The sequence below is a fragment of the Streptomyces sp. NRRL F-5755 genome (genome assembly GCF_001279365.1).
In the GTDB taxonomy this organism is placed as follows: domain Bacteria; phylum Actinomycetota; class Actinomycetes; order Streptomycetales; family Streptomycetaceae; genus Streptomyces; species Streptomyces rimosus.
Genome location: NZ_LGCW01000268.1, coordinates 1 through 25,428 on the forward strand (window position 1 = coordinate 1; position 25,428 = coordinate 25,428).

26 protein-coding genes and 7 tRNA genes are annotated in these 25,428 nt (G+C 72.2%); 21 read left to right on the forward strand and 12 right to left on the reverse strand.

Translation table 11 applies throughout. From position 1 onward, the window contains the following. Together ADK86_RS24360 and ADK86_RS24365 are read left to right on the forward strand one after the other, a co-directional pair. The coding region (locus ADK86_RS24360) for a phosphotransferase family protein (protein WP_063789075.1) at nt 1–969 on the forward strand (969 nt) is incomplete at its 5' end. Between the two features lie 62 nt (nt 970–1,031). After that, complete coding sequence (locus ADK86_RS24365) at nt 1,032–1,322, forward strand: zf-TFIIB domain-containing protein (protein ID WP_063789076.1); 291 nt, start codon at nt 1,032–1,034, stop codon at nt 1,320–1,322. Between the two features lie 71 nt (nt 1,323–1,393). Here the strand turns inward: ADK86_RS24365 and ADK86_RS24370 are convergent. The 5 genes from ADK86_RS24370 to ADK86_RS24390 all read right to left on the reverse strand — a co-directional run bounded on the left by ADK86_RS24370 (nt 1,394) and on the right by ADK86_RS24390 (nt 1,872). Continuing rightward, nucleotides 1,394–1,465 (reverse strand) — tRNA-Val (locus tag ADK86_RS24370). 33 nt (nt 1,466–1,498) lie between these two features. Further along, nucleotides 1,499–1,570: transfer RNA gene (locus tag ADK86_RS24375), tRNA-Val, on the reverse strand. A 47-nt stretch (nt 1,571–1,617) separates the two neighbouring features. Next, nucleotides 1,618–1,689 (reverse strand) — tRNA-Val (locus ADK86_RS24380). Nucleotide 1,690: 1 nt separating this feature from the next. Further along, a tRNA-Cys gene (locus tag ADK86_RS24385) sits at nt 1,691–1,764 on the reverse strand. Between the two features lie 35 nt (nt 1,765–1,799). Further along, a tRNA-Gly gene (locus tag ADK86_RS24390) sits at nt 1,800–1,872 on the reverse strand. 179 nt (nt 1,873–2,051) lie between these two features. Between ADK86_RS24390 and ADK86_RS24395 the strand changes: the two genes are divergently transcribed. From ADK86_RS24395 to ADK86_RS24405, 3 genes are read left to right on the forward strand one after another with little or no spacing between them, the layout of a single operon-like run. Next, nucleotides 2,052–3,122 (forward strand): chorismate-binding protein, encoded by a 1,071-nt coding sequence (locus ADK86_RS24395; protein WP_053698518.1) that lies wholly within the window; start codon nt 2,052–2,054, stop codon nt 3,120–3,122. Further along, entirely contained in the window at nt 3,119–3,943 is an 825-nt protein-coding gene (locus tag ADK86_RS24400) for an aminotransferase class IV (RefSeq protein WP_053698519.1), read from the forward strand. The genes ADK86_RS24395 and ADK86_RS24400 overlap by 4 nt, the downstream gene beginning before the upstream one ends. A gap of 35 nt (nt 3,944–3,978) precedes the next feature. After that, nucleotides 3,979–4,809 carry a GNAT family N-acetyltransferase gene (locus tag ADK86_RS24405; RefSeq protein WP_053698520.1) on the forward strand — a complete coding sequence of 277 codons (831 nt, stop codon included), beginning with the start codon at nt 3,979–3,981 and terminating at the stop codon, nt 4,807–4,809. 33 nt (nt 4,810–4,842) lie between these two features. On the opposite strand, the gene ADK86_RS24410 is transcribed toward ADK86_RS24405, so the two are convergent. Next, nucleotides 4,843–5,367: a DsbA family protein gene (locus tag ADK86_RS24410; RefSeq protein ID WP_053698521.1), complete on the reverse strand. Its 525-nt coding sequence runs from the start codon at nt 5,365–5,367 to the stop codon at nt 4,843–4,845. Between the two features lie 187 nt (nt 5,368–5,554). Here ADK86_RS24410 and ADK86_RS24415 point away from each other — a divergent pair, with 187 nt between their 5' ends. Both ADK86_RS24415 and ADK86_RS43895 read left to right on the forward strand, forming a co-directional pair. Beyond that, nucleotides 5,555–6,007 carry a hypothetical protein gene (locus ADK86_RS24415; protein WP_030590516.1) on the forward strand — a complete coding sequence of 151 codons (453 nt, stop codon included), beginning with the start codon at nt 5,555–5,557 and terminating at the stop codon, nt 6,005–6,007. A gap of 165 nt (nt 6,008–6,172) precedes the next feature. Further along, nucleotides 6,173–6,346, forward strand: coding sequence for a hypothetical protein (locus ADK86_RS43895; RefSeq protein ID WP_167538338.1), 174 nt, complete (start codon nt 6,173–6,175; stop codon nt 6,344–6,346). A 28-nt stretch (nt 6,347–6,374) separates the two neighbouring features. Here the strand turns inward: ADK86_RS43895 and ADK86_RS24420 are convergent, their stop codons facing one another. Together ADK86_RS24420 and ADK86_RS24425 are read right to left on the reverse strand one after the other, a co-directional pair. Beyond that, on the reverse strand, nt 6,375–6,941 hold the full coding sequence (locus ADK86_RS24420; protein ID WP_030178072.1) for a CGNR zinc finger domain-containing protein: 567 nt from the start codon (nt 6,939–6,941) through the stop codon (nt 6,375–6,377). Between the two features lie 237 nt (nt 6,942–7,178). Continuing rightward, on the reverse strand, nt 7,179–7,592 hold the full coding sequence (locus ADK86_RS24425; protein WP_003987206.1) for an SsgA family sporulation/cell division regulator: 414 nt from the start codon (nt 7,590–7,592) through the stop codon (nt 7,179–7,181). A gap of 190 nt (nt 7,593–7,782) precedes the next feature. On the opposite strand from ADK86_RS24425, the gene ADK86_RS24430 reads away from it, so the two are divergent. From ADK86_RS24430 to ADK86_RS24445, 4 genes are all read left to right on the forward strand, one after another. Next, complete coding sequence (locus ADK86_RS24430) at nt 7,783–8,247, forward strand: TIGR02611 family protein (protein ID WP_199834465.1); 465 nt, start codon at nt 7,783–7,785, stop codon at nt 8,245–8,247. A 66-nt stretch (nt 8,248–8,313) separates the two neighbouring features. Further along, nucleotides 8,314–8,385, forward strand: a tRNA-Val gene (locus ADK86_RS24435). 100 nt (nt 8,386–8,485) lie between these two features. Then, on the forward strand, nt 8,486–8,947 hold the full coding sequence (locus ADK86_RS24440; protein ID WP_053698523.1) for an SRPBCC family protein: 462 nt from the start codon (nt 8,486–8,488) through the stop codon (nt 8,945–8,947). A 130-nt stretch (nt 8,948–9,077) separates the two neighbouring features. Next, nucleotides 9,078–9,149, forward strand: a tRNA-Val gene (locus ADK86_RS24445). Nucleotides 9,150–9,223: 74 nt separating this feature from the next. Here the strand turns inward: ADK86_RS24445 and ADK86_RS24450 are convergent. After that, on the reverse strand, nt 9,224–9,949 hold the full coding sequence (locus ADK86_RS24450; RefSeq protein ID WP_053698524.1) for a 3'-5' exonuclease: 726 nt from the start codon (nt 9,947–9,949) through the stop codon (nt 9,224–9,226). 186 nt (nt 9,950–10,135) lie between these two features. Between ADK86_RS24450 and ADK86_RS24455 the strand changes: the two genes are divergently transcribed. From ADK86_RS24455 to ADK86_RS24480, 6 genes are all read left to right on the forward strand, one after another. Beyond that, nucleotides 10,136–10,702: a DUF4365 domain-containing protein gene (locus tag ADK86_RS24455; protein ID WP_030590527.1), complete on the forward strand. Its 567-nt coding sequence runs from the start codon at nt 10,136–10,138 to the stop codon at nt 10,700–10,702. Further along, nucleotides 10,702–11,892: a hypothetical protein gene (locus tag ADK86_RS24460; protein WP_030590529.1), complete on the forward strand. Its 1,191-nt coding sequence runs from the start codon at nt 10,702–10,704 to the stop codon at nt 11,890–11,892. Before ADK86_RS24455 ends, ADK86_RS24460 begins: the two co-directional genes overlap by 1 nt. Nucleotides 11,893–12,049: 157 nt before the next feature. Continuing rightward, nucleotides 12,050–14,032, forward strand: coding sequence for a threonine--tRNA ligase (thrS, locus tag ADK86_RS24465; RefSeq protein WP_053698525.1), 1,983 nt, complete (start codon nt 12,050–12,052; stop codon nt 14,030–14,032). Between the two features lie 89 nt (nt 14,033–14,121). After that, the gene (locus tag ADK86_RS24470; RefSeq protein WP_030590532.1) at nt 14,122–14,679 is read left to right on the forward strand and encodes an HIT family protein; all 558 of its coding nucleotides are present in this window, start codon (nt 14,122–14,124) and stop codon (nt 14,677–14,679) included. Nucleotides 14,680–14,766: 87 nt separating this feature from the next. Continuing rightward, complete coding sequence (locus ADK86_RS24475; RefSeq protein ID WP_053698526.1) at nt 14,767–15,573, forward strand: polysaccharide deacetylase family protein; 807 nt, start codon at nt 14,767–14,769, stop codon at nt 15,571–15,573. Then, nucleotides 15,573–16,778, forward strand: coding sequence for a YncE family protein (locus ADK86_RS24480; protein WP_053698527.1), 1,206 nt, complete (start codon nt 15,573–15,575; stop codon nt 16,776–16,778). Before ADK86_RS24475 ends, ADK86_RS24480 begins: the two co-directional genes overlap by 1 nt. Nucleotides 16,779–16,834: 56 nt before the next feature. On the opposite strand, the gene ADK86_RS24485 is transcribed toward ADK86_RS24480, so the two are convergent. Further along, a complete protein-coding gene (locus ADK86_RS24485) occupies nt 16,835–18,505 on the reverse strand; it encodes a hypothetical protein (protein ID WP_053698528.1) in 1,671 nt (556 codons plus the stop codon). A 130-nt stretch (nt 18,506–18,635) separates the two neighbouring features. Then, complete coding sequence (locus ADK86_RS24490; protein WP_053698529.1) at nt 18,636–20,831, reverse strand: elongation factor G-like protein EF-G2; 2,196 nt, start codon at nt 20,829–20,831, stop codon at nt 18,636–18,638. Between the two features lie 321 nt (nt 20,832–21,152). Between ADK86_RS24490 and pgsA the strand changes: the two genes are divergently transcribed. The 3 genes from pgsA to ADK86_RS24505 are packed head-to-tail and all read left to right on the forward strand — an operon-like array spanning nt 21,153 to nt 23,988. After that, nucleotides 21,153–21,809, forward strand: coding sequence for a phosphatidylinositol phosphate synthase (gene pgsA / locus ADK86_RS24495; RefSeq protein WP_030590543.1), 657 nt, complete (start codon nt 21,153–21,155; stop codon nt 21,807–21,809). After that, nucleotides 21,806–22,831: a phosphatidylinositol mannoside acyltransferase gene (locus ADK86_RS24500; RefSeq protein ID WP_053698530.1), complete on the forward strand. Its 1,026-nt coding sequence runs from the start codon at nt 21,806–21,808 to the stop codon at nt 22,829–22,831. The genes pgsA and ADK86_RS24500 overlap by 4 nt, the downstream gene beginning before the upstream one ends. Next, the gene (locus ADK86_RS24505) at nt 22,828–23,988 is read left to right on the forward strand and encodes a glycosyltransferase family 4 protein (protein WP_053698531.1); all 1,161 of its coding nucleotides are present in this window, start codon (nt 22,828–22,830) and stop codon (nt 23,986–23,988) included. The genes ADK86_RS24500 and ADK86_RS24505 overlap by 4 nt, the downstream gene beginning before the upstream one ends. Here ADK86_RS24505 and ADK86_RS41310 read toward each other — a convergent pair. Beyond that, a complete protein-coding gene (locus tag ADK86_RS41310; RefSeq protein WP_234346010.1) occupies nt 23,936–24,721 on the reverse strand; it encodes a VC0807 family protein in 786 nt (261 codons plus the stop codon). The genes ADK86_RS24505 and ADK86_RS41310 overlap by 53 nt on opposite strands. A 154-nt stretch (nt 24,722–24,875) precedes the next feature. Between ADK86_RS41310 and ADK86_RS24515 the strand changes: the two genes are divergently transcribed. Next, the gene (locus ADK86_RS24515; RefSeq protein ID WP_030590554.1) at nt 24,876–25,421 is read left to right on the forward strand and encodes a membrane protein; all 546 of its coding nucleotides are present in this window, start codon (nt 24,876–24,878) and stop codon (nt 25,419–25,421) included. Nucleotides 25,422–25,428 lie beyond the last annotated feature (7 nt).

Genomic DNA, 25,428 nt, shown 5'->3' on the forward strand with positions numbered 1-25,428 from the left:
GCCCCCCTCCCCCCCACCCTCCTCACCCACCGCCCCGACGCCACGCTCCTCCGCTGCGGAAGTGTCGTGGCCAAGGCACACGCGCCGGACTGCGACGCGGAGCGGCTGGCCGTCCGGCTCCGGGTCGCGGCACACCCGTACCTGCGCGGCACCGTGCTGCCGCCGCTCCCGGTCACCGGCCCCGACGGCCTCCCCGCCCCGCTCGCCGACGGCCTTCTCGCCCTGCTCGCCGACGGCCGCCCCGCGACCTGCTGGCCCTACGGCAGGCCGGTCTCCCCGGGCGATCCGGACGCCGCCCCGTGGGAGGAGACGGCCCGGCTGCTCGCCCGCCTGCACTCCGTTCCGGCGGCGCGGCTGCCGGGCCCGGTGCCGCCGATGCGCGGCCCGGCCAAGGCGGCCCGCGCCCTGACCCGTATGCGCGCCGCGCTCACCGCGTCCGGCCCGCCGCCCTTCCCCTCCGCCGTCCTCGCCGTCGAACACGCCTGGTCCCTGCTGCCCCCATGGGCCCGCAACGAGGCGCCGTCCCCGCGCGCCGACGTCCTGTGCCACGGCGACCTGCACCTCGGACAGCTCGTCAGGCACCCCGGTCCGGACGGCCCCTGGCTGCTCATCGACATCGACGACCTGGGCCTCGGCGACCCCGCGTGGGACCTGGCCCGCCCCGCCGCCTGGTTCGCCACCGGGCTGCTGGCCCCTGACCTCTGGTCCCGGTTTCTCGGCGCCTACCGGGCGGCGGGCGGACCCGCGGTACGCCCGTACGGCGATCCCTGGCCCGAACTGGACGTGCCCGCCCGCGCCCTGACGGTCCAGACGGCAGCCCTCGCCCTCGCCAGGGCCGCGCCCACCGGCCGCCCACCGGACGCCGACGAGACGGCTTGCGTGGACGCCTGCGACCGGATGGTCCGCGAGGCCCGTAAGGCCCGAACGGCTTGCGTTCTAAGGGAGTTGGCGGGCCGCCCGCGGCCGTAGGGTGAATCCGTCACCACCGGACGGCCGCTCCGGGAGCCGCCTCTCGTCAGGAGACGATCGCCATGCAATGTCCCAAGTGTCACGGCCCGATGCAGACGTACAACCGCAACGGCGTGCAGATCGAGCAGTGCGCCGGCTGCCGGGGGATCTTCCTGGACTACGGGGAGCTGGAGGCGCTGTCCCGTATGGAGGCGCAGTGGTCCACCCAGGCCCCACCGCCTCCGGCCCCGCCGCAGGCGTACCCGCACGCCCCGATGGCGTACCCGGCCGCCCCGGCCTGGGGTACCGCGCACCACGGCCATCACGGGCACCACGGCCACCGCGGATTCGGGCGGATGCTGTTCTCCTCCTGAGCCGCGGTCCGGACCCGCACCCACAACGGCGAAGGGCCGGAGCGTCTGCTCCGGCCCTCGACCGTACGGTGTGGACGATACTGGGATTGAACCAGTGACCTCTTCCGTGTCAGGGAAGCGCTCTCCCGCTGAGCTAATCGTCCTCGGGACCGCGGCCGGGGCCGCGGGGTGCTGCGTGCGCGATACTGGGATTGAACCAGTGACCTCTTCCGTGTCAGGGAAGCGCTCTCCCGCTGAGCTAATCGCGCGGGGTCCGCCCTGCCCGAAGGCGGGGGGAGCGGTCCTTGCGGACCAGTGGACGATACTGGGATTGAACCAGTGACCTCTTCCGTGTCAGGGAAGCGCTCTCCCGCTGAGCTAATCGTCCTTGGAGGTGGAGACGGGATTTGAACCCGTGTAGACGGCTTTGCAGGCCGTTGCCTCGCCTCTCGGCCACTCCACCAGGAGTGCGGGGGTTCGGGAAGATCCCCCACTTCGAGCGGACGACGAGACTCGAACTCGCGACATCCACCTTGGCAAGGTGGTGCTCTACCAACTGAGCTACGTCCGCAGGTGCCTTTCCCGGACCAGGTCCGGGGAGGAACCCCGTCTGCCGTTTCGCTTCCGCGTCCCGGCGACGTGTTGAACTCTAGCGGATTCCCGGGCCAGTACAAAAACGCGTTTGTGCAGCGTGCTGCGCTGCTCGCCCGATCGGGGCGGCCGGCGGCCCCCAGCCATAGACTCGATGGCGTGAACGACCTCCCCCCGCTGGCCCGATTCGGCGGCCGTACAGCCACTGACCTGCGCGATGTCACCCGTGATCCGGAGGCCCTGGACTCGGCCGGCTGGTGGGCCGTCGTCGCCGACTACGAGGGGGGCGTGATCTGCGCGCGCTTCGGCGACGTGCGGGACACCGGGTCCATGCCCCCGCCCGACCCCGCCCGCTGGCGGGGCCCGGCCCCCGGGGACTGGCGCAGTTCCCTGGACCGCGCCGCCTACACCGCGGGCGTACGGCGCATACGCGAGTACATAGCCGCGGGCGAGGTCTATCAGGTGAACCTCTGCCGCATTCTGAGCGCGCCGCTGCCGGATCCCGCGCGCGCGGACGTGGAGGCGCTGTCCGCCGTCCTGGCCCGCGGCAACCCGGCCCCGTACGCGGGCGTGGTCCGGCTCCCCGCGCACGGCACCGAGGTCGCCACCGCCTCCCCCGAGCTGTTCCTGCGCCGCTACGGACGCATCGTCGAGTCCGGCCCGATCAAGGGCACCGGACGGGTCCCCGAGGACCTGCGGGACAAGGACCGGGCGGAGAACGTGATGATCGTGGACCTGGTCCGCAACGATCTCGGGCGGGTCTGCCGCACCGGTTCCGTCACCGTCCCGGCACTGTGCGCGGTCGAGGCGCACCCCGGCCTGGTCCACCTGGTCTCCACCGTGCGCGGCGAGCTGGCCGAGGAGCACCGGAAGACGGCCTGGGCGGACCTCCTCGACGCCACCTTCCCGGCCGGTTCGATCACCGGGGCCCCCAAGCTGGCGTCCCAGCGGATCATCGAGGAGCTGGAGACCGCGCCGCGCGGCCCCTACTGCGGCGGCATCGGCTGGGTGGACGCCGACCGCGGCACCGGTGAGCTGGCCGTGGGCATCCGTACATTCTGGATCGACCGGACGGCCCCCGAGGGCCCGGTGCTGCGTTTCGGCGCCGGTGCCGGGATCACCTGGGGGTCGGACCCCGAGGGGGAGTGGGACGAGACCGAGCTGAAGGCCCGCAGGCTGCTGGCGGTAGCGTCGGGCCTGCACGAGCCGACTGGAGGGAGACGACCATGAAGATCTGGCTCGACGGGGAGCTGCGGGACGCGGACGGCGCCCGGGTTTCGGTCTTCGACCACGGGCTGACGGTCGGCGACGGGGTCTTCGAGACGCTGCGGACCGTGGACGGGCGCGCCTTCGCGCTCACCCGCCACCTGGACCGGCTCGCCTCCTCCGCCCGCGGCCTGGGCCTGCCCGACCCCGACCTCGACGAGGTACGGCGCGCCTGCGCGGCCGTCCTGGACGCCAACCCGGTGCCCCTCGGCCGGCTGCGCATCACCTACACCGGCGGCCTCTCGCCGCTCGGCTCGGACCGGGGCGAGGCGGGCCCCACCCTGGTCGTCGCGCTCGGCGAGTCCCCACGCCGCCCCGACACCACCGCGGTCGTCACCGTTCCCTGGACCCGTAACGAGCGCGGCGCGCTGGCGGGCCTGAAGAGCACGTCGTACGGCGAGAACGTCGTCGCGCTGGCCCGCGCCCGCGCGGCGGGCGCCTCCGAGGCGCTGTTCGGCAACACCGTCGGGCAGCTCTGCGAGGGCACCGGCTCCAACGTCTTCGTCGCCCTGGACGGTGTGCTGCACACCCCGCCGCTGTCCTCCGGCTGCCTGGCGGGCATCACCCGCGCTCTGACCGTCGAGTGGACCGGCGCCAAGGAGACCGACCTGCCGCTGGACGTCCTGGAGCACGCCGACGAGGTGTTCCTGACCTCCACGCTGCGCGACGTACAGGCCGTCACCCGCGTGGACGGGCGGCAACTGGGTGACACACCGGGCCCGTTGACCGCCGAGGCGATGCGGGTCTTCGCGGAGCGCGCCGCCGCCGACTTCGACCCGCGCTGATGACGGACGCCCGGGAAACCGGGTAGAAAGCCAGCGTGACCACTACGCTGCGCCCCGCCGGGCCCGAAGAACGACGCGCCGACGGCGGCCGGGCCCGTACGTACGAAGTCTGCGTCAACAGCCGTCCGGTGGGCCGGATAAGCCTGACCACCGACGCCGGGCTGGGCCCGTCCGCCGGGCGCATCGCGAACCTGCGCATCGACGACCCCGACCGGCACCGCGGCCGCGGCACGGTCGCGGCCCTCGCCGCCGAAGAGGTGCTGCGCGGCTGGGGCTGCCGGCGGATCACGGTGGACGTGCCGGCCGACGCCGATGTGGCCCTGCGGCTGGCCGCCGCCCTCGGCTACACGGAGCACAGCCGCCGGATGCGCAAGGAGCTGACCACCCGGCCCGGCCTCCCGGCGGGCAGCGCCGACCGGCCGATGGACGCGGCGGAGTACCCGGCCTGGCTGGCCGCCGCACACACCGAGTACGTCGACGTGCAGGTCGCCCACGGCATGCCGCGCGGGCGGGCGCAGGAACGGGCGACGCGGGACCACGCGCGGCTGCTGCCGGACGGCCCGGCCAGCGCGCACCAGTCGCTGCGCGTGCTGGCCCACGAGGGCACGGACGTCGGCACCGTCTGGGTGACGACATACGACCCGGCCCGGCCCGGCGGTTTCGTCATGGACGTCCAGGTGGCACCCGAGCACCGCGGCCAGGGCCACGGCCGTACGCTCATGCTCGTCGCCGAGCGGGAAACCCTCGCCGCGGGCCGCGACGTGCTGGGGCTCAACGTCTTCGCCGACAACCAGCGGGCCCGCGGCCTGTACGAATCGCTGGGCTACCGCCCGGCCGGCTACTCCCTGCACAAACTGCTGCTGTGAGCGGGCGCGGCCCGCCCGCCCCGGCGGACCGCGTCAGTCCTGCTCGGCCAGCAGCCGCCCGGCGATCTCCTCGATGCGCTCGCGCAGGCCCTCCTGGCTCTTGCTGCCGTCCAGCAGTTCCCCGCCGATCACGTACGTGGGCGTGCCGGTCACCCCGATCGCCTTGCCCTCCGCCTGGTCCGCGTCGACGGCGAGCAGATGGCGGCCGTCGATCAGCGCGGTGTCCATCTCCTCGGCGTCCAGCCCCAGTTCACCGGCCACCTCGACCAGCAGCGGCTCGCCCTTGCGGCCGAGCTCTTCCGTACGGGCCAGGACGGCTTCCACGTACGGCCAGCCCCTGCCCTGCTCCGCGGCCTCCTCGGCGGCCTGGGCGGCGGCGTACGCGTGCTGGTGCTTGGACAGCGGGAAGTGGCGCAGCCGGATGTCCAGCCGGTCCCCGTGGCGCTCGCGCAGGGCCCGCAGGTCGTCCAGCGCGGCGGTGCAGTCCGGGCACTGCAGCTCGCACCACACGTCGAGGACGACGGGGCGGGCCGGGCCGGAGGTCGTGGCGTCGTTCATGGGGCCAGTCTCCCAGCAAGCGCCGCCGGGCCCGAACCGGGACCTGCGGAGGAGCCCGACCCCGAGATGTCCCTGAGCCCGCCTCCGATCGTGGCCCCGGGCGCCCGCGAGAGGGCAGGATGGAAGGAGGAACGGGGGCGCCGCCGTGTGCGCAGCGCCGTACGGAATCGACCGGCAGGAGGACCGGATGCTGACCTCGACCGTCTGTGCCGCGGTGTCGGCGGCGGGCCTGGGCATCGCCGCGCTGACGGCCTACCGCAAGCGCTTCCTGGCCGCCACGCGCATCGCGGCGTTCTCCCTGGTGCCCGTGGGCCTGGTGATGACCGGCGTGATCGACTGGCTCACCGATGTGGTCTTCAAGCCCACGGTCTGGGCGGGCTTCGGGGTGCTGGCCCTCTCCGTCGTGCTTTTCATGATCGCGAGGGTGGCCGAGCGGCATTCCCTCAAGGCCGGCGGCAGCCGCAAGGAGCGGCGGGCCGCGGCCCGGCAGCGGGGGCCCGCCGCGGTGGCGCCGGCGGCCTCCGCGCCGTCGCTCGGCGCGGGCGCCCCGGCGAAGCGGCCCGCGGCCCAGGGCAAGGGCGGCGCGCCGCAGGAGGATTTCTCCGACATTGAAGCCATCCTGAAGAAGCACGGCATCTGAGAGGTGCGCTGGTGGTGGCGCCTCCCCAGCCCGCCGTACGGCCCGCGTGGGTGACACCTCGGACACCGTAGCGATCACGCAAATGCACGGGAAGGGATGAACTCCCTGCGCTGAGGGGTGATCCGGCCGCCGCGGCCTGATCGCCTGCGCCATCATCGGCGGGAGATGAACGACGAGTGCGCCCTGCCCCGGGACCCCGCCGTCACACCGGCCGAGCCCCCGTCCCCCGAACCGCGCGGCTGCCTTTACGCGCTGTCCCAGCCGCCGCTGATGCTCTTCCTCACCTTCATCGCCGTCCTCCTGCTCATCGGCGCCCTCCACGACCTCCTGCTGCTGTGAGGCTCCCGCGCGGCGCGCCGGGCGGGCGTCAGCGCGTGGCCTCCCGGCGGCGCGCCCGGTACGCGGCGACGTGCAGCCGGTTGCCGCACGTACGGCTGTCGCAGTAGCGGCGCGAGCGGTTGCGGGACAGGTCCACGAACGCGAACCGGCAGTCCGGCGCCTCGCAGTGCCGCAGCCGCTCCCGTTCCCCGGCCACGACCAGGAACGCCAGCGCCATCCCGCCGTCCGCCGCCAGGTGCTCGGCGACCGAGGCGCCCGGCGCGAAGTAGTGCACATGCCAGTCGTAGCCGTCGTGGTCGGTCAGCCGCGGGGTGGTGCCCGCCGCCGCGACCAGCTCGTTGAGCCGCTCGGCGGCCGTACGGTCGTCCGGCGCGGCGAAGACCTGCGCGAGCCGCGTCCGCACCGACCGCACGGCCGCCAGGTCGCGCTCGTCGAGCGTGCCCACGTCGCTGATCGCGTTGCGCGCGACGAACGCCTGGAGCGCCGACAGGTCGGTGAGGCTGTCCGGGGCGCCGGCAGCGTCGCCTTCCGGAGCGGTGTTCAACAGGTCGACGACCGCGTCGAGCGCGCACCGGGTGTCGTGGGTGATCATCACGGTTTCGCTCCCTGGCCGGGCGGGGTCGGACGGCGCCGCCCCGGTGTCCTTGCCGAATGGTCGCCGACTCTAGCGCGTCCAACAAGCTTCGGCGCCGTCTCCGCGGTGGGTCCGCGGCGACGGCGCCGGCTCGTGCCGTATGAACTTATAGGTCCTGTCCCGTCGCCCCGAGTCGGACGGTGCAGGTGTGCGCGGTTCGGTGCGGTGAGGGGCCGCGGGCGGCCGCCGCGCCGTCGTTCAGTTCTCCGCGAGGATGTGGGAGAGCTCGGTGTCGAGATCGAAATGCCGGTGTTCCGTGCCCGGTGGCACGGCGGCGTCGGTCCGCTTCAGGAACGACTCCAGGGCCCGCGCCGGGGCCTCCAGAAGGGCCTCGCCCTCCGGGGAGCTCAGGGCGATGCAGACGACGCCCTGTCCATGGCTCCGGGACGGCCAAACGCGGACGTCTCCGGTGCCCGTGGGCCGGTGCAGGCCCTCGGCGAGGAGGTCGCGGGCGAAGACCCACTCGACGGTTTCCTCGGCTCCGGTGTGGAAGGTCGCGTGCACGGCATACGGATCGGCCGTGTCATACCGCAGGCCCGCGGGTACAGGCAGTGACGACTCGCTCGACACAACGAGGCGCAGGTGCAGCTCGCAGCTGACCGTGGTGTTCATAAGCGCCAGGGCCTTTCGCTCAGTGTGCGCTCGGGGATTCGCACGTCGGCGAAATCGACATGCCACCTACGGTGCCGTTGTAAACCCCTCTGAGGGTTTTGGGTGACTTCCGGTACCTCTTACGGCGGAGTTGCCAATCCTCCCGGGCGGCCATTCCGGTGACCGTCTTCCGTCGGGTAGGTTGGGCCGTATGAATACGGAGAGTAACGGGGGGCCGGGGATCGCCGACGTGGCGGCTCCGGCTGCGGATCCGGCCGCCGCGGGGGAGACTGCGGGCGTGGAACAGCGTCTCGGCTCGCGGGCGCCGCACTTCATCAGGCGTTCCCGCCCGCTGCACCTGAGCTGGCAGGTCGGCATCTTCATCGTCGGCCTGGCGGTGGTCGTCGGCGGCATCATCATGCTGCCGCTCCCCGGCCCCGGCTGGCTGGTCATCTTCGCCGGTATGGCGATCTGGGCGACCGAGTTCGTCTGGGCGCAGCTGGTGCTGCGCTGGACCAAGCGCAAGGTCACCGAGGCCGCGCAGAAGGCACTGGACCCGAAGGTGCGGCGCCGCAACATCATCCTGACCAGCGTCGGCGCGGTGATCATCGTGGCCGGGCTCGCGGTCTACCTGTGGAAGTTCGGCTTCGTGCTGCCGTGGAACGCGGACCGCTGATCGCTGCCCGGCTCCGCAGGTGGTCACGAGACCCCTCCGACGTGCGGTAATGTTCTCTCTGCGCCCGGGCGATTAGCTCAGCGGGAGAGCGCTTCGTTCACACCGAAGAGGTCACTGGTTCGAACCCAGTATCGCCCACACCGGCCGACGGCCCGGAGGTCCCAGACCTCCGGGCCGTCTTCCGTTTTCTTCTCGCCATTCCCCCTCACGGGCGCCGCCCGCGCGGCAGACTCGGGTCATGCCCGCCCGGCCGCACGCCCTGCACCGCTACCGCTTCCGCAGCGAGTGGCGCCTGCCCGCGCCGCCCACCGCGGTCTACGCCGCCCTGGAGGACGCCGAGACGTACCCGCACTGGTGGCCCCAGGTGCGCCGGGTGACCCGCGTCGACGAGCGCAGCGGCACGGCGTCCTTCCGGTCCCTGCTCCCGTACGTCCTCACCGTCACCGCCACCGAGGCGCGGCGCGACCCGGAGGCCGGGATCCTGGAGATCACGATGCGCGGGGACCTGGAGGGCTTCGCGCGCTGGACGGTCGGCGCGGCCGGCGGCGGCACGCGCGCCGTCTTCGAGCAGGAGGTCGAGGTGCGGAAGCCGTCGATGCGCCGGCTGGCGGTGCCGGGGCGGCCGTTCTTTGTCGTCAACCACTCGCTGATGATGCGTGCCGGGCGCCGGGGACTGGCCTCCTGGCTGGCCCGTGAATGATCTCCGGGCCGGTGTTCCCGGGCCGGCCGGCGCCGGAACGGGAACGCGGTGGCGGGGAATTTGATGGAAAGGCGCGGCGGCCTGTATTGTTCAGGTCGTTCGCGGGGGAAACCCCGGGGACACGAAACCCGGGCGATTAGCTCAGTGGGAGAGCGCTTCGTTCACACCGAAGAGGTCACTGGTTCGAACCCAGTATCGCCCACCGGGACCGAGGGCCGGACTGCCAACAGGCAGCCCGGCCTTTGGCGTTGGTACGGGACGTACGGCGCGCGCCGGTCAGGCCGCGGCCGGGAGCTCCGGGCGCATCGGCCAGTGCGGGTCCACCGCCTCCTCCGTGCCGTTGCGCGCGAACCACGCCTCCAGGCCGCGCGCCTGCGCCGCGTGCCACACCGCCTGCCGGGTGTGCAGCTGGGCCGGGCTCAGCGACTCCAGCCGCTCCGCGAACCGGCGCCCCAGCGCCCGTACGACCTGGAGCGCGGCGTCCGCGTCGGCCGCGGCGTCATGGGCGCCGGTCAGCTCGACGCCGTACTCCGCGCACAGGTCGGACAGGGTGCGGCGGCCCTTGCGGTAGCGGTCCAGGTGCTTGTCCAGCACCCGCGGGTCCAGTACGGACAGCGGGTGGGTGCCCAGGTAGTGCTGGAGCGAGGCGGCGCGGTGCCGCCGCAACTCGCGGTCCAGCAGCGTCAGGTCGAACGGCGCGTTCATCACGATCAGCGGCCGCCCGGCGAGCGACTGATCGGTCAGCGCCCGGGCTATCTCCTCCATCACGGGCGACGGCCAGCGGCCGTTGAGCGCCAGGTGCTCGGCCGTCAGACCGTGCACGGCGACGGCCGCTTCGGGGATCGGGACGCCCGGGTTGACCAGCCACCGGGTGACGCGGGGCACGCTGCGCGGGGTTTCCTGGACGACCAGGGCGGCGGACACGATGCGATCTCGCTCCACGTCGATCCCGGTCGTCTCGGTGTCGAAGGAGGCCAGCGGACCGTCGTACCAGCACGGCATTCTCACAACTCCTCGCGCTCGTGCGGTGGGTGGCCGACACGGCCACCCGACCTGGTGATACCCGAGGCTTCCGGTTGTCGAACCGTCCTGGTTTGTTGACCACTTGAGGCGGACAAGAACACAGCAACGGGCCGTCGCCACGATGACGGCCCCTTCGAACGACCCGGCCCGGAAGGCACTTGAGCGATGACGCTCGCGCAGCCAGAACCGGGAGGACCCATGCCCGCGCGCACGGCTTCGCTGCGCGGCGCGCTCGCCACCACGGCCTGTATGGAGACGCTCCAGGTGGGCTATCTTCACGCGGTGGCCGCCGCGTCGGGCTGCTCGCTGGCCCAGCCCTTCCCGGACAACGGCATCGACTGGCACGTCAGCCATGGCGCGCCCGGACACGCCGTCGACGACGAAGTGACCATCAAGGTGCAGTTGAAGTGCACGTACCAGGTCGCCCCCCGGCCGCCCGGTGCCAGCTTCGCCTTCACCTTGGACAACGACCATCTGGCGAAGCTGGCGCGCACGCCCGTGGCGGTGCACAAGATCCTGGTCGTGATGCTGGTGCCGCGGACCCAGGAGGACTGGCTGCGGGCCGGCCACGACCGTCTCGAACTGCGGCACTGCTGCTACTGGATCAACCTGGCCGGCCACCGGGTGACCGGCCGGCGCAGGACCAACGTGCGGATCCCGACCACGCGGATCTTCGACGACCGCGCGCTCTGCGAGATCATGACGCGGGTCGGGGCGGGAGGGAGACCCTGATGCACCGGCCGATCGATGCGTACGAATTGAGGCTCCCGGATCCGGCCCAGCTGGACCCGGCGGTGCTCGGCGCCCTGCTGGCGCGGCACGGCTGGCGGCGGCGGGGAGGCGCCGCCGGCCACTACGCCCGCTGGACACCGCCGGGCGGCGCCACCGGAGGCACCAGCCTGCTCGTGCCCCAGTCCCGGACGTTCCCGGACAGCACCGACCTCATCGCGGAGGCGCTGGCCGCCCTCGCGCACAGCGCCGCGCCGTCCGCGCGCGAGGTGCTGGCGGCGCTCGCGGTGCCCAGCGACGAGGTGCGCTGGGAGCGCGAGGTGCCGGACGACGGGGTGGGCGGCACGCCGTGGGTGGCGCAGGAGCAGCTGCGGACCGCCGCGCGCTCGATGCTGATGGCCGGCGCGCTCGGCACGTACGGGCGGGCGGGCTATTACGGCGCGCGGCACAAGCGCAAGGCCGAGGCGTTCATGGCGGACGTGCTGGTCGGGCCCGCGCCGGCCGGGCGGCGGCTGACCGCGTACGTCCCGGTGGCGGCGGGCCGCGCGGCCGTCGCCGGACTGCAGCGCGCGCTGCACGCCACCCGCGACGCCACCGACTACCAGCGGGCGACCGGCGGCATGGAGGCGTTCGAGGCGGCCGTGGAGCTGGGGGTGTGCCACGAGCTGGCGGAGGCGCTGATCTCGCTGGTGCGGGAGGCGGAGGGGGTGCGGATATCGGTGGAGTGGTCGCCGGGGGCGGGGCCGCCGCCCGGGTTCGCCGCCCGGCCGGAGCCGGTGGAGTTCTCGCCCGGCGACCTGCCCGCGCTCCAGGCGGCCGCCCAGCGCTACGTCCGCGACGAGCCGTCGCTGCCGGTGCGGGTGACCGGCGCGGTGGTACGCCTGCGGCGCGAGCGGCCCGGCGGCCCCGGCGTCGTACGGCTGCGGGTGCTGACCGGGGCCGACGTCATGCAGGTGCGGGTCGCGCTGGACGAGGAGGACTACCGCATCGCCGGGCACGCCCACCTGGTGGGCCTGCCCATCCGGGTCAGCGGGCGGCTGGAGAGCCGGGGCGGCTTCCGGCGCATCACGGGCGCGTCGGACGTCACCCCCGTACAGGTCGACGAGGCCGAACGGGACCGGCTGCTGAAGTCGCTCCAGGAGAACCTGGACTTCTTCGAGGAGGCGTGCGGCGGGCCGCTGCCGGGCGACTGAGCGCGCGCGGGCGCACCGGCCGGAAGGGGATGCCGGCCGGTGCGCCCGTCCGCCCGGGGGAGCGGACGGCACAACCGTTTCGCGAGGAAGACCGGTGGCTCGGTACGATTCGGCTGCGCAGCAAACGCTGACGCGCCCGAGAAGTCAGGAGAGACCGGTGTCAGACGTCCGTGTGACCATCCAACGCGATTCCGAGCGGGAAGAACGCGTGGTGACCACGGGCACTACGGCCGCCGACCTCTTCCAGGGCGAGCGCTCCGTCGTCGCCGCGCGCGTCGCCGGGCAGCTCAAGGACCTGGCGTACGAGCTCGCCGAGGGCGACGAGGTCGAGCCCGTCGAGATCACCAGCCAGGACGGCCTGGACATCCTGCGGCACTCCACCGCCCACGTGATGGCGCAGGCCGTGCAGGAGCTGTTCCCCGAGGCGAAGCTCGGCATCGGCCCGCCCATCAAGGACGGCTTCTACTACGACTTCGACGTCGAGACCCCGTTCACCCCCGAGGACCTCAAGCGCATCGAGAAGAAGATGCAGGAGATCCAGAAGCGCGGACAGAAGTTCGCCCGGCGCCCGGTGAGCGACGACGACGCCCGCGCCGAGCTGGCCGACGAGCCGTACAAGCTGGAGCTGATCGGCCTCAAGGGCTCCGCCGCGGAGGCCGCCGAGGGCGCGTCCGCCGAGGTCGGCGCCGGTGAGCTGACGATCTACGACAACCTCGACGCCAAGAGCGGCGAGCTGTGCTGGAAGGACCTGTGCCGCGGCCCGCACCTGCCGAGCACCCGGGTCATCCCGGCCTTCAAGCTGATGCGCTCGGCCGCCGCCTACTGGCGCGGCAGCGAGAAGAACAAGCAGCTCCAGCGCATCTACGGCACCGCGTGGCCGACCAAGGACGAGCTCAAGGCGTACCTGGAGTTCCTCGCCGAGGCCGAGAAGCGCGACCACCGCAAGCTGGGCGCGGAGCTGGACCTGTTCTCCATCCCGGAGGAGCTGGGCTCGGGCCTGGCCGTCTTCCACCCGAAGGGCGGCATCATCCGCCGGGAGATGGAGAACTACTCCCGCCGCCGCCACGAGGACGCGGACTACGAGTTCGTGAACACCCCGCACATCTCGAAGGAAGGGCTCTTCGAGACCTCGGGGCACCTGCCGAACTACGCCGAGGCGATGTTCCCGCCGCTGGAGTTCGACGGGCAGAACTACCGCCTGAAGGCGATGAACTGCCCCATGCACAACCTGATCTTCAAGGCGCGCGGCCGCTCGTACCGCGAACTGCCGCTGCGGCTCTTCGAGTTCGGCACGGTCTACCGCTACGAGAAGTCCGGCGTGGTGCACGGCCTGACCCGGGCCCGCGGCTTCACCCAGGACGACTCGCACATCTACTGCACCAAGGAGCAGATGGCGGACGAGCTGGACTCGCTGCTGACCTTCGTGCTGGACCTGCTGCGCGACTACGGCCTGAACGACTTCGAGCTGGAGCTGTCCACCCGCGACCCCGAGTCCGACAAGTTCATCGGCGAGGACGCGGAGTGGGAGGAGGCCACCGAGGCGCTGCGCCAGGCGGCCGAGAAGCAGGGCCTGCCGCTGGTCCCGGACCCGGGCGGCGCCGCCTACTACGGGCCCAAGATCTCCGTGCAGGCGCGGGACGCGATCGGCCGGTCCTGGCAGATGTCGACCATCCAGGTCGACTTCCAGCAGCCCAAGCGCTTCGGCCTGGAGTACACCGCGGCGGACGGCTCCAAGCAGCAGCCGGTCATGATCCACCGCGCGCTGTTCGGCTCCATCGAGCGGTTCTTCGCGGTGCTGCTGGAGCACTACGCGGGCGCCTTCCCGGTGTGGCTGGCCCCCGTGCAGGCCACCGGCATCCCGATCGGCGACGACCACGTCCCCTACCTCCAGGAGTTCGCGGCCGAGGCCAAGAAGACGGGGCTGCGCGTCGAGGTGGACTCCTCCGCGGACCGGATGCAGAAGAAGATCCGCAACGCGCAGAAGTCCAAGGTCCCGTTCATGATCATCGCGGGTGACGAGGACGTGTCCAACGGGGCGGTGTCGTTCCGCTACCGGGACGGCTCGCAGAAGAACGGCATCCCGAAGGCCCAGGCCATCCAGGAGCTGCTGGACGCGGTGGAGCGCCGGGTCCAGGTGTGAGACGGGCCCCGCGCACGCGGGGCACAGGCTCTGCGGGGCGGTCCCGGCCGGGACCGCCCCTCGCCGTCTGTACGCCAGGGCCGGGGAATATGCTGGCCCGCATGACGAGTGAGCCGGAGCAGCAGATCGGAGTCGGGACACAGGACGCCTTCCAGCGACTGTGGACGCCCCACCGGATGGCGTACATCCAGGGGGAGAACAAACCGACCGGACCGGGTGCCGAGGACGGCTGCCCCTTCTGCACGATTCCGGCCAAGTCGGACGAGGACGGGCTGGTGATCGCCCGTGGCGAGCGCGTCTACGCGGTGCTCAACCTCTACCCGTACAACGGCGGCCACCTGATGTCGGTCCCGTACCGCCACGTGGCCGACTACACCGACCTCGACCAGGCGGAGACGCTGGAACTGGCCGAGTTCACCAAGCGGGCGATGACCGCGCTGCGGGCCGCCTCCGGGGCGCACGGTTTCAACATCGGCCTCAACCAGGGCGCGGTCGCCGGGGCCGGTATCGCCGCCCACCTGCACCAGCATGTGGTGCCGCGGTGGGGCGGGGACACCAACTTCATGCCCGTCGTGGGCCAGACGAAGGTGCTGCCGCAGCTGCTCGCCGACACCCGCCAGATGCTGGCCGACGCCTGGCCGCAGTAGCCCGGACGCCGCAGCGCGGCCGAGACACGTCCTCCGTTTAATCGGATAAATAGACAAAATACGGACAGGTTGCCCTGTAATGGTGGGGTGACTTCCCTGCATCGTCGCTCCGTGCTGCGCGCCGCCCCGGCCGCGGTCGCCGGCGCGCTCGCGACGGGGTGCGCGACGGCCCGTACGGACACCACCGCCGTACGGGCCTCCGGCTCCCCGCCGCCGGGCGGCACCGGCCCGCCGGCCTCGGGGGCGCGCCCCTCGGGCCCGGGCGCCGCCCGCCCGCCGACCCGCGCCCCCGGCCAGCCCGTACAGATCCAGCACGGCCCGCCCCGGGGCAGCGCGGTCGCCCTCACCTTCCACGGCCAGGGCGACCCGAAGGCGGCCACCGCGCTGCTCGGCGAGGCCGAGCGGGCCGGTGCCCGGGTGACCGTACTGGCCGTCGGCAGCTGGCTCGACGAGCAGCCCGCGATGGCCCGCCGCATCCTCGACGGCGGCCATGAGCTGGGCAACCACACCCAGCGCCACCTCGACATCTGCGCCCTGCCGGCGGACGCCGCGTACGCCGAGATCACCGGCTGCGCACAGCGGCTGCGGAAGCTCACCGGCACGATCGGCAGCTGGTTCCGGCCCTCCCGCGCGCAGTACGCCACCGACCTGGTGACCCGGCTGGCCCGCCGGGCCGGATACCCCCACGTCCTCTCCTACGACGTCGACTCCCTCGACGCGGACGACCCGGGCGCGCCCGCCGTCCGGCGCACCGTGCTGGACCGGGCCCGCGCCGGATCCATCGTGAGCCTCCACCTCGGGCACCCCGGCACGGTTGCCGCGCTGCCCCCGATCCTCGACGGCCTGCACCGGCGCGGACTGCGCGCGGTGACGACAACGGAGCTTGTGACCTGATGGCTGACCGCACCCATATCCAAGATCCGAAGCGTGTACGCGGCGGCCGCCGGGCCGCGCTGCTGGCCGTCGCCTGCGCACTGGTGGCGGCCGGGTGCGGTGACGGCGGGACGAAGGCCGCCGACCGCAGCCCCGGCGCCTCGCCCCCGGCCTCGCCCGCCAAGGCCGCCAGGCCCCTGCTGCCCGGCATGCCGCCGCTGCTGGACGAGCACGACCTGTACGCGGCGGACCGCCCCGGCAAACTGGCGCCGCAGGTCAAGGACTTCCCCTCGCGCGTGTACGTGCCGAACACCGGCTCCGACACGGTGAGCGTCATCGACCCCAAGACGTACAAGGTCATCGAGACCATCCCGGTCGGGGTGCAGCCGCAGCACGTCGTCCCGTCGTGGGACATGAAGACGCTGTGGGTCAACAACAACCGCGGCCACGACCTGACGCCGATCGACCCGGCGACCGGCAGGTCAGGCCGGGCGGTGGACGTGCACGACCCGTACAACCTCTACTTCACGCCGAACGGCAAGTACGCGGTCGTGATGGCCTCGATGGACAAGGAGCTGGTCTTCCGCGACCCGAAGACCATGGAGGTGCGCAAGACCGTCCCGGTGACCTGCGCGGGCGTCAACCACGCGGACTTCTCCGCGGACGGCAAGTACTTCATCGTCTCCTGCGAGTTCTCCGCCGAGCTGCTGAAGGTCGACACCGAGAAGATGAAGGTCGTCGGACAGCAGAAACTGCCGTTCCGGGGCGCCATGCCGCAGGACGTGAAGATCTCGCCGGACGGGCGGACCTGGTACGTCGCGGACATGATGGCCGACGGCATGTGGGTGCTGGACGGCGACAAGTTCGAACAGCCCCGGCTGATGCCGACCGGCAAGGGCGCCCACGGGCTCTACGTCAGCCGCGACTCCAAGACGATGTACATCTCCAACCGCGGCGAGGGCTCGGTGTCCCTGCTGGACTTCAAGAGCGGCAAGCTCGTGGACAAGTGGCACATCCCCGGCGGCGGCAGCCCCGACATGGGCGGGGTCTCCGCCGACGGCAAGGTGCTGTGGCTCTCCGGCCGCTACAACTCCGAGGTCTACGCGATGGACACCCGGACGGGGAAGACCCTGGCCAAGATCCCGGTGGGGGAGGGGCCGCACGGCTTGGCGGTGTATCCGCAGCCGGGGCGGTACTCACTGGGGCATACGGGGATCTTCCGGTAGGCGGTTCGTACGCGGCGGGCCTGGCCGGGGTTCTCGGCCACCCGCCGCACCAGCGGCTACGCGTTGTACTCGTCCGCCTTGCGCGGCTCCGCGGCCTGCACCTGGCCGCTCAGCACCAGCGAACGGCTGTCGAAGCGCGCGATGTCCACGCCGTTCTCCTTGAGCACGCTCAGCGCGGCGGAGTGCACCACGCGCAGCACCGGCGTCGCGGCGCGCAGCGCGTCGTCGGCCATGAAGCGGTGCCGCCAGGGCTTGTCGGCCCAGGCGTGCCGCAGTCCGAACGGCTCCGGCAGGGTCAGCTTCCCGCCCAGGAACTCCAGGAAGCCGGGGAACCAGGTCAGCGGGGCGCGGGCGGCCAGGCGCACCACCTCGCTCGCGTCGACCAGCGGCAGGTTCACGGACTTGGTCTCCCAGAACTTGACCGTCTTGGAGACGCTCTTGGTCTTCGGCGAGGGCTTGGAGGTGAACAGCGGGTTCACCGGACCGAGGGCGTGGCCGGTGACCTCGACGCGCAGCGTCTCGTGCAGCACGGTGACGGTGATCAGCAGCGTTATCACCAGCTGCCCGTCCCACAGGACGAACTGCACGCCGAGGTAGTGCCGGCTGCCGGCGCCGAACTGCTGCTCGTTGCAGATCCGCTCTATCTCGTGGCCGCGCACCTGGAACGCCTCCACCTCCGTGCCCGAGGGGCGGGAGACCGAACCGGCCTTCTCGCCGACCGGCACCACGATCCAGTGGCGTACGGAAGGGGCGTCCTTGAAGCCGCCGGTGTGCAGCGGGCTGCGCTCCAGCAGGCGCAGCCGGTCGTGGACGACGCGGATGACGTCGTAGCTGCGGAACGGGTTGATCTCGCCGTTCTCGTCGGCGGGCCGCAGCTCCTCGGCCATCTGCCAGCTGCCCCAGCGGGTGCCCATGCCGAGTATGCCGTTGGGGCCCGCGTAGAAGGCGACGTTGCTCTGCTGCTCGGCGGTGAGCTTGGCCAGGTTCTGGCGCATCTGCTCGGCGGCGGTCTCGTTCGGGTCGCGGGGCACCGCCTCGGGGATCTTGGCGCCCACGCCGCCGCCTTCGAGCAGGCCCTTCCACGCGTCCCGCAGGTCCCGCGCGGTGGCCTCGCTGATCCGCTTCGCCCACCACCAGCCGATCACCGGCACCACGACCATGGCCCGCAGATACACCGACCAGAAGCCGGTGAACGGCAGCTTGACCAGGAACAGCACGGCCAGCCCGGCCATCGCGATCATCAGCGCCACGCCGAGCGCCGAGGTGCCGGTGCCCTGCGCCCTGGCGAGCAGCTTCTTGAGCTGGAAGGCGCCCAGCCACAGCAGTACGCCGGGCAGGAAGAGCAGCCCGAAGACCAGCATCAGCACGGTCAGTTTGACGTCGCGGATCTTGCGGATGCGGGTGGCGGCCAGGCAGTGCTCGACGACCGTCTGCGGTTCGATGCCGAAGGACTGGATGAGCGCGCCACGGGCCCCGCCGAGCATGCGCAGTTGCAGCGCGCGGGAGAACGCCTCACCCAGATTCGGCTCGAACAGGGACAGTTTGGGCGGCTTGATGGTCGACTTCGCGGTGTCGGAGTCCGCCTTCGAGATGTCCGAGAGCGGATTGTCCCGGTACGCGGCCGAGGCCAGCGCCTGCGTGGCCGCGGTCTGCCCGGCACCGCCGGACAGCGGGACCTGCGCCCCGGGACTGAAGTCGAAGCCGTCTGCTGCCACTGCCGCCCCCATCACCCGCACGCATCCGCTGCTGCGGCCTTCTTCCCAACTACCGCCGTTCGCACACCTTCTGAGCTGCGATCACAGCCTACCGGCCGACGGCCGCCCGGAAAGGGCCGAGGGGCCGCCGGCCGGCCAGGACTCACGAACCCTCGTCCTCCTGTTCCCGCAGCCGGGCGGCGAGCTGCGGCGGCATCGGCTCGTGCCGCGCGTAGGACCGGTGGAAGCGCCCGGTGCCGTGCGAGAGGGAGCGCAGGTCCACGGCGTACCGGCTGATCTCGATCTCCGGCACCTCGGCCCGTACGAGGGTGCGGCCGTGCCCGGCCTGCTCGGTGCCCACCACCCGGCCGCGCCGCCCGGACAGATCGCTCATCGCCGCGCCGACGTACTCGTCCGCCACCAGGACGGTCACCTCGGCCACCGGCTCCAGCAGGTGGATACGGGCGTTTGAGGCGGCCTCGCGCAGCGCCAGCGCCCCGGCCGTCTGGAACGCGGCGTCCGAGGAGTCCACCGAGTGGGCCTTGCCGTCCAGCAGCGTGACCCGGACGTCGACCAGCGGATACCCGGCCGCCACACCCCGCGCGGCCTGCGCCCGTACGCCCTTCTCGACGGACGGGATGAACTGCCGGGGCACCGCGCCGCCCACCACCTTGTCCACGAACTCGATGCCGCTGCCGCCGGGCAGCGGCTCCACCTCGATCTCGCAGATCGCGTACTGGCCGTGCCCGCCGGACTGCTTGACGTGCCGCCCGCGGCCCGCCGCCTTGTCGCCGAAGGTCTCGCGGAGCGGGACCTTGTACGGCACGGTGTCGACCTGTACGCCGTACCGCGACCGCAGCCGCTCCAGCGCCACGTCCACATGCGCCTCGCCCAGGCACCACAGCACCACCTGATGGGTGCCCTGGTTGTGCTCCAGCCGCATCGTCGGGTCCTCGGCGACGAGCCGGGACAGGCCCTGCGAGAGCTTGTCCTCGTCCGCCTTGCTGTGCGCCTGGATGGCGACCGGCAGCAGCGGGTCCGGCATCGACCACGGCTCCATCAGGAGCGGCGCGTCCTTGTCGGACAGGGTGTCGCCGGTCTCCGCGCGGGTCAGCTTCGCCACACAGGCCAGATCGCCGGCGATCGCCTTGGTCAGCGAGCGCTGCGTCTTGCCGAACGGGGCGGACAGCGCGCCGATCCGCTCGTCCACGTCGTGGTCCTCGTGGCCCCGGTCCTGCAGCCCGTGCCCGGACACATGCACCGTCTCGTCCGGGCGCAGGGTGCCGGAGAAGACCCGTACCAGCGAGAGCCGGCCGACGTACGGGTCCGAGGAGGTCTTGACCACCTCGGCGACCAGCGGGCCGGCCGGATCGCAGGTCAGCGCGGGGCGGGGCTTGCCGTCAGGAGTGGTGACCGCCGGGGCCTCGCGCTCGGCGGGGGTGGGGAAGCCGCGCGCGATCAGATCGAGCAGTTCGATCGTGCCCAGCCCCTGCCGGGCGCCCTCCGAGGCCGGCGCCGCGGCGAGCACGGGGTGGAAGGTGCCGCGCGCGACCGCCGTCTCCAGGTCCCCGACGAGCGTCTTGAGGTCGATGTCCTCGCCCGCCAGATAGCGGTCCATCAGGGACTCGTCCTCGCTCTCGGCGATGATGCCCTCGATGAGCCGGTTACGGGCCTCCTCGATCAGCGGCAGCTCGTCGGCCTCCGGCGCGCGCTCGACGCGTTCGCCGGAGGAGTAGTCGAAGACCCGCTGGGTGAGCAGGCCGATCAGGCCGTGCACGGGGGCGTGGCCGTCGGCGCCCGCCGCGCCGTACAGCGGCAGGTACAGGGGGAGCACGGCGTCCGGGTCGTCGCCGCCCAGGGTGGTGCCGCACAGCCGGGTCATCTGGTCGAAGTCCGCGCGGGCCGCCTCCAGGTGGGTGACGACCAGCGCGCGCGGCATGCCGACCGCGGCGCACTCGTCCCAGACCATACGGGTCGCACCGTCCACCCCGTCCGCCGCCGAAACGACGAAGAGGGCCGCGTCCGCTGCCCGCAGACCGGCCCTCAATTCCCCGACGAAGTCGGCGTACCCTGGGGTGTCCAATAGATTGATCTTGATACCGCCCCAGTCCACCGGGACCAGGGACAGCTGTACCGACCGCTGCTGCCGGTGCTCGATCTCGTCGTAGTCCGACAGGCAGCCGCCGTCCTCCACCCGGCCCGCCCGGTTGACCGCGCCGGTCGCCAGGGCCAGCGCCTCCACCAGCGTCGTCTTCCCCGCACCACTGTGGCCGACCAGCACCACATTTCTCAGGGACGTGGGCTGGTCGGCCGATGTCGCCCTGCCGGCGGCTCCCGGATGTGTCCTCTTCTCGCCCATGTGCCTCGCCTCCCGGTCGACACTTTGCGGTGGTTCGAGCTTTCCACCCTGGTCATGGCACGTCCATACATCGCACAAGGGACGATCAGGGATCTTGCGGGACGCGCCGAGCGGGTGCCTTGGGCGGTGCGGCGGTCCGCGCCCCGGCGGTGTGACGCCCCGCACCCCGGCGGCGCGACGGCCGCCGCCGCGCCGTCCTGGCCGGTCACCGGCAGTGCGCCGGGCCGTGGTGCGTTCGCGGTACGCGGGTGCCGCCTGGCTACGATGGGCCAGCCGGTGGCCCCTTGACCGCGCGGCCCGTATCGACCTTTCGGGAAGGCCATGCTGAACACGTACGCGCGTGCATTCTTCACGCGTGTCCTCACGCCATTCGCCGCCCTGCTCATCCGCCTCGGGGTCAGCCCGGACGCGGTCACCCTCGTCGGCACGGGGGGTGTGGTGGCGGGGGCCCTGGTCTTCTTCCCGCTCGGCGAGTTCTTCTGGGGCACGATCGTCATCACCCTGTTCGTCTTCTCCGACCTGGTGGACGGCAACATGGCGCGGCAGCTGGGCCGGTCCAGCCGCTGGGGCGCCTTCCTCGACTCCACCCTCGACCGGGTCGCCGACTCGGCGATCTTCGGCGGGCTGGCCCTTTGGTACGCGGGGGCCGGCGACAGCCTGTGGCTCTGCGCGGTGGCGATCTTCTGCCTGGCCAGCGGGCAGGTGGTCTCGTACACCAAGGCCCGGGGCGAGAGCATCGGACTGCCGGTCGACGTCAATGGACTCGTGGAGCGGGCCGAGCGGCTGGTCATCACGCTCGTCGCGGCCGGCCTCGCCGGGCTGCACGCCTTCGGGGTACCCGGCGTGCAGTACCTGCTGCCGGTCGCGCTGTGGGTGGTGGCCGTCGGCAGCGCCGTCACCCTCGCCCAGCGCGTGGTGACCGTACGCCGGGAGTCCGCCGAGGCCGACGCCATCGCACAAGGGGGGAACAGCGCGTGACGCGCCCGACTCGTACGGTCCCCGACCGTACCCGCACGATCATCGACCGCGAGAAGCTGACCGACGGGGCATACGCCCTCGGCTGGAAAGCGGTCAGAAAACTGCCCGAACCGGCCGCGAAGGCGCTGGGCCGGCGGATCGCCGACACCGTCTGGAAACGGCGCGGCAAGGGAATCCTCCGCCTGGAGGCCAACCTCGCACGCGTCGTACCGGACGCCACCCCGCAGCGCCTCGCCCAGCTCTCCCGCGCCGGGATGCGCTCCTACCTGCGCTACTGGATGGAGTCCTTCCGGCTGCCGGCCTGGAGCAAGGAGCGGATAAAAGGCGGCTTCGCGCCGGCCGACGTGCACCACCTGGTGGACGGCCTCAAGAGCGGCCGCGGCGTCATCCTCGCCCTGCCGCACATGGGCAACTACGACCTCGCGGGCGCCTGGGTCACCACCAAGCTGGGCGTGCCCTTCACCACCGTCGCCGAACGCCTCAAGCCGGAATCGCTCTACGACCGGTTCGTCGCCTACCGCGAGGGCCTGGGCATGGAGGTGCTGCCGCACACCGGCGGCGCCGCGTTCGGCACCCTCGCCCGGCGGCTGCGGGCCGGCGGCCTGGTCTGCCTGGTCGCCGACCGCGACCTGTCCGCCTCCGGCATCGAGGTGAAGTTCTTCGGCGAGGCCGCGAAGATGCCGGCCGGACCCGCGATGCTCGCGGTGCAGACCGGGGCGATGCTGCTGCCGGTCACCCTGTGGTACGACGAGAGCCCGGTCATGCGGGGGCGGGTGCACCCGGAGATCGAGGTGCCCCAGACCGGGACCCGCGCGGAGAAGGCCGCGGCCATGACGCAGATGATGGCCGACGCGTTCGCCTCCGGCATCGCCGATCATCCTCAGGACTGGCACATGTTGCAGCGGTTGTGGCTCGGTGACCTGGAGCCGCGCGAGCCCGCGCGGCGGACGGACGTGCCGGACGGCGGTGCGTCGGGTATGGATGGGGCGCCCGCGGGCGCGCGGCGGACGGAGCGGTCTTGAGGATCGGAATTGTCTGTCCGTATTCGTGGGACGTCCCCGGGGGCGTCCAGTTCCACGTACGGGATCTGGCCGAGCATCTGATCCGCCTGGGCCACGAGGTGTCGGTCCTCGCCCCGGCGGACGACGAGACACCGCTGCCGCCGTACGTGGTCTCCGCCGGACGCGCCGTACCCGTGCGGTACAACGGCTCGGTCGCCCGGCTCAACTTCGGCTTCCTGTCGGCCGCCCGGGTCCGCCGCTGGCTGCACGACGGCGCCTTCGACGTCATCCACATCCACGAACCCGGCACGCCGTCGGTCGGGCTGCTCGCCTGCTGGGCCGCGCAGGGCCCGATCGTGGCCACCTTCCACACCTCCAACCCGCGCTCCCGCGTCATGATCGCGGCGTATCCGATCCTGCAGCCCGCGCTGGAGAAGATCAGCGCGCGGATCGCGGTGAGCGAGTACGCGCGGCGCACCCTGGTCGAACACCTCGGGGGCGACGCGGTGGTCATCCCCAACGGCGTCGACGTCGACTTCTTCGCCCGGGCCGAGCCGCGGCCGGAGTGGCAGGGCCGCACGATCGGCTTCATAGGACGCATCGACGAGCCCCGCAAGGGACTGCCCGTCCTGATGCGGGCGCTGCCGCGGATCCTCGCGGAGGTTCCGGACGCGCGGCTGCTGGTCGCCGGTCGCGGTGACGAGGAGGAAGCCGTCGCGGAACTGCCCGCCGAGCTGCGGTCGCGGGTGGAGTTCCTGGGGATGGTCAGCGACGAGGACAAGGCGCGGCTGCTGCGCAGCGTGGATCTGTATGTCGCGCCCAACACCGGTGGCGAGTCGTTCGGGATCATTCTCGTCGAGGCGATGTCGGCGGGGGCGCCGGTGCTTGCCAGTGATCTTGACGCGTTCGCGCAGGTTCTGGATCAAGGGGAGGCGGGGGAGTTGTTCGCCAATGAGTCGGCGGAGGCGCTCGCCGCTGCGGCTGTGCGTCTTCTCGGTGATCCGGCGCGTCTGGCGGAGCTGCGGGAGCGGGGGAGTCGGCATGTGCGGCGGTTCGACTGGGGGACTGTCGGGGCCGACATTCTTGCGGTGTACGAGACGGTTGCTTCGGGGGCTGCGGCGGTGGCTACGGATGAGCGGGGGGGGTTTCGGGGGCGGTGGGGGTTGGCTCGGGAGTAGGGGGTCCTGGTCCGCGCATGCGGGGAGTGTCCCCCTGCACACCCCCTCCCGTCGGTTTGGCGAGTGCGGGCCGGTGGGGCTCCTGGTGACTGGGGCGGATGCCCAGTAGGGATACGCCGTGCCGGGCTCGGAAGCGGCGGGCTCGGCGGAGGGGGATCAGTACGGTGGCGCCCAGTACGACGGCTGTCTGGCAGCGGCCTATCAGCGGGACCACGTCTACGGGGAGCGTCAGGGCGGTGATGACTCCTACGGTCGCGTCGAGGAGTTGGCCTCCGCCCCATATCGCGGTGATTTTGCGCAGCTCCTGGCGTAGGGCGGGGGACGACTCCCAGAGACGGTTGCGCTCGGCGGAATCGCCTCCCAGTCGAATCCCGAAGTGGTAGGCGAACGGGCGCTGTGTGAGCAGTGAGCCCGTTATCCACGCGCCCAGTGCCACCGACATGCCTACGTCCTTGAGCAGGAGTACGCGTGGGCTGCCGCTGATCAGTGATGTGGCGGCGGATATGGCCAGCAGGCCGGCGACGAACAGGTCGATGCTGTCCGTGCGGCGGCCGGTGGCCAGGGTCCACACCACGCGGAGGGCAGGGACTGCGCTGCTGAGCAGTAGGGCCAGCCACTGTTCGGCTCCTTGCGCGCGTAGGGCGTAGAAGAGTGCGAGGGGCAGTACGGCGTTGATGGTGAGGGAGCGGGCCAGCGGGCCCCAGGGGCCGTGGCGCTTGTTGGGTTGAGGCATGGGTGGGTCTCCTGGCCGGTGCGAACGGGTGCCGGAAACGCTAGGGACGGGGCCCGTCGGGCGGATCGGAGTACGGGTCGGTTCCCGTGGGCCCTTCTCCACCTCCGGCGTCCACCCACGGGTTGAAGCGGGGCGGCCGGTACTGTGATCCGGCGTGACCACTTTGATCTGGATCGCGGCGGCCCTTGTCGTCATCGGCGTCTATCTGAGCTGGACCGCGGGGCGGCTGGACCGTTTGCACGCGCGTATCGACGCGGCCCGCGCGGCGCTGGACGCGCAGTTGTTGCGCCGTGCCTCGGTGGCCCAGGAGCTGGGGACGTCGGGGCTGCTCGACCCGGCCGCGTCGATCGTGCTCTACGAGGCGGCGCACGAGGCGCGGCAGGCGGCCGAGGAGCAGCGGGAGGTGGCGGAGAGCGGGCTGAGCCAGGCGTTGCGGGCCGTCTTCGACGACGAGGGGCAGTTGGAGGCCGTACGGGAGGCGCCCGGGGGGGAGCAGACGGTCACCGAGCTGACGGCGGCGGTGCGGCGGGTTCCGATGGCGCGGCGGTTCCACAACGACTCCGTACGGGCGGCCCGTGCGGTGCGCCGCCATCGGGTGGTGCGGTGGTTCCGGCTCGCGGGCCATGCGCCGTTTCCGATGGCCTTCGAGATGGACGACGAGCCGCCGGCTGTTCTGGGGGACCGGTCGGCGGGCCGGTGATCCGGGC

Coding starts and splice junctions, on each gene's coding strand:
- ADK86_RS24365 (WP_063789076.1), top strand. CDS start 1,032: ATGCAATGTCCCAAGTGTCACGGCCCGATGCAGACGTACAACCGCAAC.
- ADK86_RS24400 (WP_053698519.1), top strand. CDS start 3,119: ATGAAGATCTGGCTCGACGGGGAGCTGCGGGACGCGGACGGCGCCCGG.
- ADK86_RS24410 (WP_053698521.1), bottom strand. CDS start 5,367: ATGAACGACGCCACGACCTCCGGCCCGGCCCGCCCCGTCGTCCTCGAC.
- ADK86_RS24415 (WP_030590516.1), top strand. CDS start 5,555: ATGCTGACCTCGACCGTCTGTGCCGCGGTGTCGGCGGCGGGCCTGGGC.
- ADK86_RS43895 (WP_167538338.1), top strand. CDS start 6,173: ATGAACGACGAGTGCGCCCTGCCCCGGGACCCCGCCGTCACACCGGCC.
- ADK86_RS24425 (WP_003987206.1), bottom strand. CDS start 7,592: ATGAACACCACGGTCAGCTGCGAGCTGCACCTGCGCCTCGTTGTGTCG.
- ADK86_RS24430 (WP_199834465.1), top strand. CDS start 7,783: ATGAATACGGAGAGTAACGGGGGGCCGGGGATCGCCGACGTGGCGGCT.
- ADK86_RS24440 (WP_053698523.1), top strand. CDS start 8,486: ATGCCCGCCCGGCCGCACGCCCTGCACCGCTACCGCTTCCGCAGCGAG.
- ADK86_RS24450 (WP_053698524.1), bottom strand. CDS start 9,949: ATGCCGTGCTGGTACGACGGTCCGCTGGCCTCCTTCGACACCGAGACG.
- ADK86_RS24455 (WP_030590527.1), top strand. CDS start 10,136: ATGACGCTCGCGCAGCCAGAACCGGGAGGACCCATGCCCGCGCGCACG.
- ADK86_RS24460 (WP_030590529.1), top strand. CDS start 10,702: ATGCACCGGCCGATCGATGCGTACGAATTGAGGCTCCCGGATCCGGCC.
- ADK86_RS24470 (WP_030590532.1), top strand. CDS start 14,122: ATGCTGGCCCGCATGACGAGTGAGCCGGAGCAGCAGATCGGAGTCGGG.
- ADK86_RS24480 (WP_053698527.1), top strand. CDS start 15,573: ATGGCTGACCGCACCCATATCCAAGATCCGAAGCGTGTACGCGGCGGC.
- ADK86_RS24485 (WP_053698528.1), bottom strand. CDS start 18,505: ATGGGGGCGGCAGTGGCAGCAGACGGCTTCGACTTCAGTCCCGGGGCG.
- ADK86_RS24490 (WP_053698529.1), bottom strand. CDS start 20,831: ATGGGCGAGAAGAGGACACATCCGGGAGCCGCCGGCAGGGCGACATCG.
- pgsA (WP_030590543.1), top strand. CDS start 21,153: ATGCTGAACACGTACGCGCGTGCATTCTTCACGCGTGTCCTCACGCCA.
- ADK86_RS41310 (WP_234346010.1), bottom strand. CDS start 24,721: ATGCCTCAACCCAACAAGCGCCACGGCCCCTGGGGCCCGCTGGCCCGC.